This is a genomic window from Macrococcus sp. CoH-51_TC_04, assembly GCF_058188655.1.
In genome coordinates this window covers 1-5,334 of record NZ_JBVGOY010000022.1, presented here as the reverse complement: position 1 = coordinate 5,334, position 5,334 = coordinate 1, and the positions used below count along the sequence as shown (strand labels likewise).

The 5,334-nt window shown below is 34.3% G+C and carries 5 protein-coding genes and 1 other annotated feature; all 5 genes read left to right on the top strand.

The genetic code is table 11. From position 1 onward, the window contains the following. Positions 1 to 137 precede the first annotated feature (137 nt). Positions 138 to 1,223 (top strand): phage lytic cycle repressor MrpR family protein, encoded by a 1,086-nt coding sequence (locus ACZ2V4_RS11495; RefSeq protein ID WP_490514928.1) that lies wholly within the window; start codon positions 138 to 140, stop codon positions 1,221 to 1,223. 2 nt (positions 1,224 to 1,225) lie between these two features. After that, complete coding sequence (locus ACZ2V4_RS11490) at positions 1,226 to 3,139, top strand: tyrosine-type recombinase/integrase (protein WP_490514929.1); 1,914 nt, start codon at positions 1,226 to 1,228, stop codon at positions 3,137 to 3,139. 1 nt (position 3,140) lies between these two features. After that, positions 3,141 to 3,506, top strand: coding sequence for a DUF6262 family protein (locus tag ACZ2V4_RS11485; protein ID WP_490514927.1), 366 nt, complete (start codon positions 3,141 to 3,143; stop codon positions 3,504 to 3,506). Between the two features lie 284 nt (positions 3,507 to 3,790). Then, the gene (locus ACZ2V4_RS11480) at positions 3,791 to 4,366 is read left to right on the top strand and encodes a GNAT family N-acetyltransferase (protein ID WP_490514926.1); all 576 of its coding nucleotides are present in this window, start codon (positions 3,791 to 3,793) and stop codon (positions 4,364 to 4,366) included. A 128-nt stretch (positions 4,367 to 4,494) separates the two neighbouring features. Next, positions 4,495 to 4,668: a sequence feature (16S ribosomal RNA rRNA prediction is too short), on the top strand. A gap of 80 nt (positions 4,669 to 4,748) precedes the next feature. Beyond that, on the top strand, positions 4,749 to 5,066 hold the full coding sequence (locus ACZ2V4_RS11475) for an RNHCP domain-containing protein (protein WP_490514925.1): 318 nt from the start codon (positions 4,749 to 4,751) through the stop codon (positions 5,064 to 5,066). Positions 5,067 to 5,334: the final 268 nt, after the last annotated feature.

The following is a 5,334-nucleotide window of genomic DNA, read 5'->3' as shown; positions in this document are numbered from 1 at the left end:
GATCCATTAAACATAGTATCCTAAACTAGAGTACTCTAAGTATTCAAAGTTTAGGATTTTTTAATTTCATTGCTTTAACTATTAAATATATAAGGGTATTATTCATAGTAGTTAAAGTATTTAAGGGTGGTGGAAAGATGAAAGTTCAGAAAGTGATTGTGGAGGAAAAACCATATCCGTTATACATATTGCTGGATGAAGAATTTGAAGTGATAGAACCAGTTAAGAGATTTATAAAGTACTTGGATAATACGGGCAAAGCTCCAAATACCATTAAAACATATTGTTATCATCTCAAGCTGTTTTATGAATTTATGAGCCAAAGTGGAATCGAATTAGGAGATTTACAATTTGAGGATTTGGCAAACTTTGTAGGATGGTTAAGAAATCCAACAGGGCATTTAAAGGTAATAGATATACAACCAAAGAAGGCTAAAAGAGAGGAAACATCAGTTAATTCCATACTTAACGCTGTAACTAGTTTCTTAGAATATTTAAATCGCACAGAAAATTTTAAAGCTATAGATATGTCTAAAGAAGCAAGAGGAAGAAACTTTAAGGGGTTTCTTCACCATATTACTAAAGGCAAATCCTATAAAAAAAATATTTTAAAGCTTAGGGTCAAAACGAAACTTGTACAAGTATTAGAACGTGGACAAGTCAAAGCAATAATTGAGGCATGTCATACCAAAAGAGATAAGTTACTTATTATGCTTATGTATGAAGGGGGACTTCGAATAGGAGAAGCATTATCTCTTCGTATTGAAGATATTTCAACATGGGATAACCAGATTAAAATCAGGCCAAGAGATCGCAATGAAAATGGAGCTTATATTAAACTTAAAAAAGAAAGAACTATTGATGTAAGCAAGGAATTAATGGCATTATATATCGATTACTTAGTGTATGAATATGGGGAAGATTTAGATCATGATTATATATTTATTAATCTTAAAGATTCTTATTTTGGCCGGCCACTGAAATATCAAAGTGTATTAGACCTAGTGAGAAGGCTAGGAAAACGGACAGGGATTACTTTCACTGCCCATATATTACGTCATACGCATGCCACAGAGCTTATTAGAAGTGGATGGGATGCTGCATATGTACAAAAAAGATTAGGGCATGCCCATGTACAAACAACACTTGATACGTATGTTCATCTTTCAGATCAAGATATGAAAAATGAATATAAAAAGTATCTTCAAGGGAGAGAAACATGACAATGAAATTTCCAAGTGTAGCAACCAACCGAAAACTTATCGCTAGTACTGAGATTAATAAAAAAATAGCCAATATGACAAGTGTTTTAAAAGGATATTGGGCATCAGATAGGTGGGATATAAGAATTTGTCCACATCCTAGTGCAATTGAGTTAAGTAAGAATCCGTCACTGAGAAATCGTTGGGTAAATTTTGATAAGGTGGAAAATGTCTGGTTGAAAACAGAATTAAAATATTTTTATTACCTTCACTTGAATAATGGAGCTTGGAATGCAAAATCCGTTTGGATTAGAAAGGGAACAGTGATAAGCCGGATGATGGGATTTTTAAATTTAAAATATCCTAATATTACATCGATAACTGAAGTGCCTATAAAAAAAGCTTTGACTGAATACCGAACCTACTTAACGGAACAAAAAGTAAAAACTACTACTACTAATTACAAACTTGATGTAAATCAGCAGAAAATTTCTGTACATGCGAATTCCTATTACGTTACTCATCTTAAGCAATTTATGGAATTCTATGAGGACTTCTATTTTGATGGTGAAGAATGGGAAAAAGATGTTTGGAATCGAAGAAAATTATCATTACCGGAAGATAAGGTAAACCCAACATCCTACGAATATACGATTAACTTTAAGGGGTTTGAAAATAATTATTTTAAAGAAATAGTTAAGCGATATTGTAAACTAATGTTAAACACAGCCAGCTTTTCTCACGTAGTAGATATAGCTTCAAAATTAAAAGAGTTTTTTAATTTCATGAACAAAAATTGTGAAGATATACAAAGAATTCATCAATTAACTAGAAATGAAATTGAGCAATATTTTAATTTTCTAAATTTAAAAGGTTTAAAACCCAGCACTATAACTGGAAGAATATCTACTTTAGACGTTTTTTTCACTACAATTCAAAGATATGACTGGAAGGATACACCTTCTAAAATCCTTATCTTTCAAGAAGATTACCCTAAAGTGCCGAAGGCACTACCACGTTATATTGATGAACACATACTCGAACAATTAAATAGGAAATTAGATAAATTGGAACCTTATATTGCCACAATGATCATGGTGCTTCAAGAATGTGGAATGCGAATCAGTGAACTTTGTACATTGAAAAAAGGAAGCGTCATAACTGATAAAGAAGGGGATTGTTTTTTAAAGTATTATCAATGGAAAATGAAGAAAGAGCATATCATTCCTATTTCAAAAGAAATTGCTGCATTGATATTAGTTCAAGAGCAAAGAGTGGCTGCTGAACTCGATGATGGATGTGTATATGTATTTCCCCGAAAAGACGGCTCGCCATTGAAGCAGGATACCTTTAGGGTTAAATTAAATGAATTAGCTTATGAAGAAAAGATAACGGACAGCAAAGGAGAAATCTTTCGGTTTCATGCTCATGCCTTTCGGCATACAGTTGGTACAAGAATGATAAATAACGGAGTGCCACAGCATATTGTCCAGAAATTCTTGGGTCACGAATCACCGGAAATGACGGCGAGATATGCACATATTTTTGATGAAACTCTTAAGAAGGAATTTACGAAATTCAAGGAAACCTTAGTAACGAATAACGGTGACATTCTGGATTTAAGTGAGGAAAATACTGAAGCAGACAGCACAGATCTTCAATGGTTTAAAAAGAATATCAATGCACAGGCACTTCCTAACGGTTACTGTCGTTTACCAGTAATTGCTGGACCTTGTCCACACGCAAATGCTTGTTTAGATTGTACGAATTTTTGTACAAGTAAACAATTTCTAAATGAACATGAGGAACACTTAAAACGAACGAAGGAATTACTGAATAGGGCTAAACAGAACCAATGGCAGCGTCAGGTTGAAACTAACGAACGTGTTAAGATTAGATTAGAGCAGATTATTCATTCGTTAAAGGAGACGAATTAAGATGACTAGAAAGAGTAACACAACTGCCATAATTCAACTATCAAAAGAAAAGTCGGAGAACACAAGAATTAGGGTTGAAAAGACAATTTCAGAGATGGCATTGAAAAAAGAGAAGGTTAATTTTAATTCTGTTGCACAAAAAGCAAATGTTTCAAAGTCATGGCTTTATAAACAAAAAGGCATCAGAACTAGGGTGGAGACCTTAAGAGGGATGCAAATAAGTGAAGTAGCCCCTCGTAAACCAAGTAAAAGTCTCCGTTCAGAGGATGTATTAATAAAGACCTTAAAAAGCCGTATAAAGTCACTAGAAGAAGAGAACGAACAATTAAAGGATCAGGTTCAAAAATTACATGGCAAGCTGTTTTAGAGTTATTGTACATCTTAGAACTAATATGGCGTTCGGATTAGCGTGAATCTTCACTATGGGTATGTGTTAAAATAAACATATAAAGTATAATTTACGAGATCGAACTTCAACAAACGGGCTATATTGTCGAATCATAAAGATTTTGGTAAATTTAAATTATAACTACTGAAAGGGGGAGTTGTTTATGAAAACGATGAAGAAGATTTACGGGGTGAAATTAAAATAAGGGATGAGCGTCTAAACGCCCTAAAAACTACGTGGTCCCTAAAATCAGGAGGAAAATAATGATTATTAGAGACTATGAGCCCAAGGATGAGATAGGTTGGGTAAGATGCAGAGTTCTCGCTTTTATAGAGACTGCATATTTTGATAACGTTTTAAAACGGAAAGAGTCGTATGAAAATCCTACTATTGAACTCGTCGCTGAGATGGAAGGGCAAATCGTGGGTCTTATTGATGTTGAATACGAAAAAGAAGAGCGCACGGTCTGTTCAAGAGGAGAAGGGCTAGGTGGTATGATTTGGCATATAGCCGTCCATCCTGACTTTTCTCGCCAAGGAATAGGAAAACAGTTATTAGATACTGCTGTAAATAAGGCGAAAGCTATCGGATTAAATCGTTTGGAAGCATGGACAAGAGATGATCTTTGGGTGCAAAATTGGTACGAGAAAATGCATTTTAAAAATGTGGATTCTTATTATCATATTTACTTTGAAGGTGATGAAATGAATCATCAAATCAAGAGTGAAACCCCCAAGCTTTATTTGGTAAATACCTTTGCACATTATGTTGGAGACGACATAGAGCAATTTAACAATAAGCGTATTCACCAATGTGTTTGCTTTGAAAAAAGCCTTTAATCTTTCGTAACCAAATTAATTTATTCTCTTCACGATAATAACAAGAATTTTATAGATTTCGGAAGTGAGTCTTATGTTAATGCGATCCTTAATAACTATTGCTTTTTAGGGGACGGTGCCAATGCCAGTGATGAATAATGACACGTACTAGTGGGATGTGGCGCTTGCTGCATCACAGTGGTTGATACAAATACATAAAATCAACCGTGGTTCGGATCAGAGGATTAAATATGCCTTTGTGAAGCTGGAACTAGAAGTAATCGTTTTATAAAGTAGAACGGTGAATAGGTCACTCTTATTCAAAGCCTGGAACTGCTGAGCGCAGGAAAAAAAACGGAACCCTTTTCTCCGTAGATGGAAAATTCATCTTGGAGGAAAGCAAATGAGTAGAAAACAAGAAAACACATCTTTTATTTGCGAGAAGTGCCGCAAGGAAATTCAACCATTAACAAATGGCAGTTATCGAAACCACTGTCCATTTTGTCTGTACTCAAAGCATCTAGACGACAAACCTGGTGATCGATTAAGTAAATGCAGGGGAATGATGAAACCAATAGGTTTAGATTACTCAGCAAAAAAAGGTTACCAGATTATACATCAATGCTTAAACTGTAAAAAGACACAAAAAAACAAAGTAGCCCGAGATACAATACAAGAAGATAATATTATTCAACTTATGTATCAGTCCCAAGTTAATTAAAGCGTTCCAATGATTGGAACGCTTCTTATATCAGTATCTTCTCTGTTCATCAAACGGGCGCGATTGTTGCAGACCAAAAGCCTAATTCCTCGATAAAATGTAGAGAGGAGTCAGGTTTTTTTGAGGTACATTTTTATTTACTCTAATCAATTGTCATCTAACAACTACCTTGTATTCTTCCGTTTGATTTAATGCGTTAAACATATGTCCTTAAAGTAGAAGTATTGATGATAATGGATTTTTAGTAGTTTACTCTTGATAAGATCCA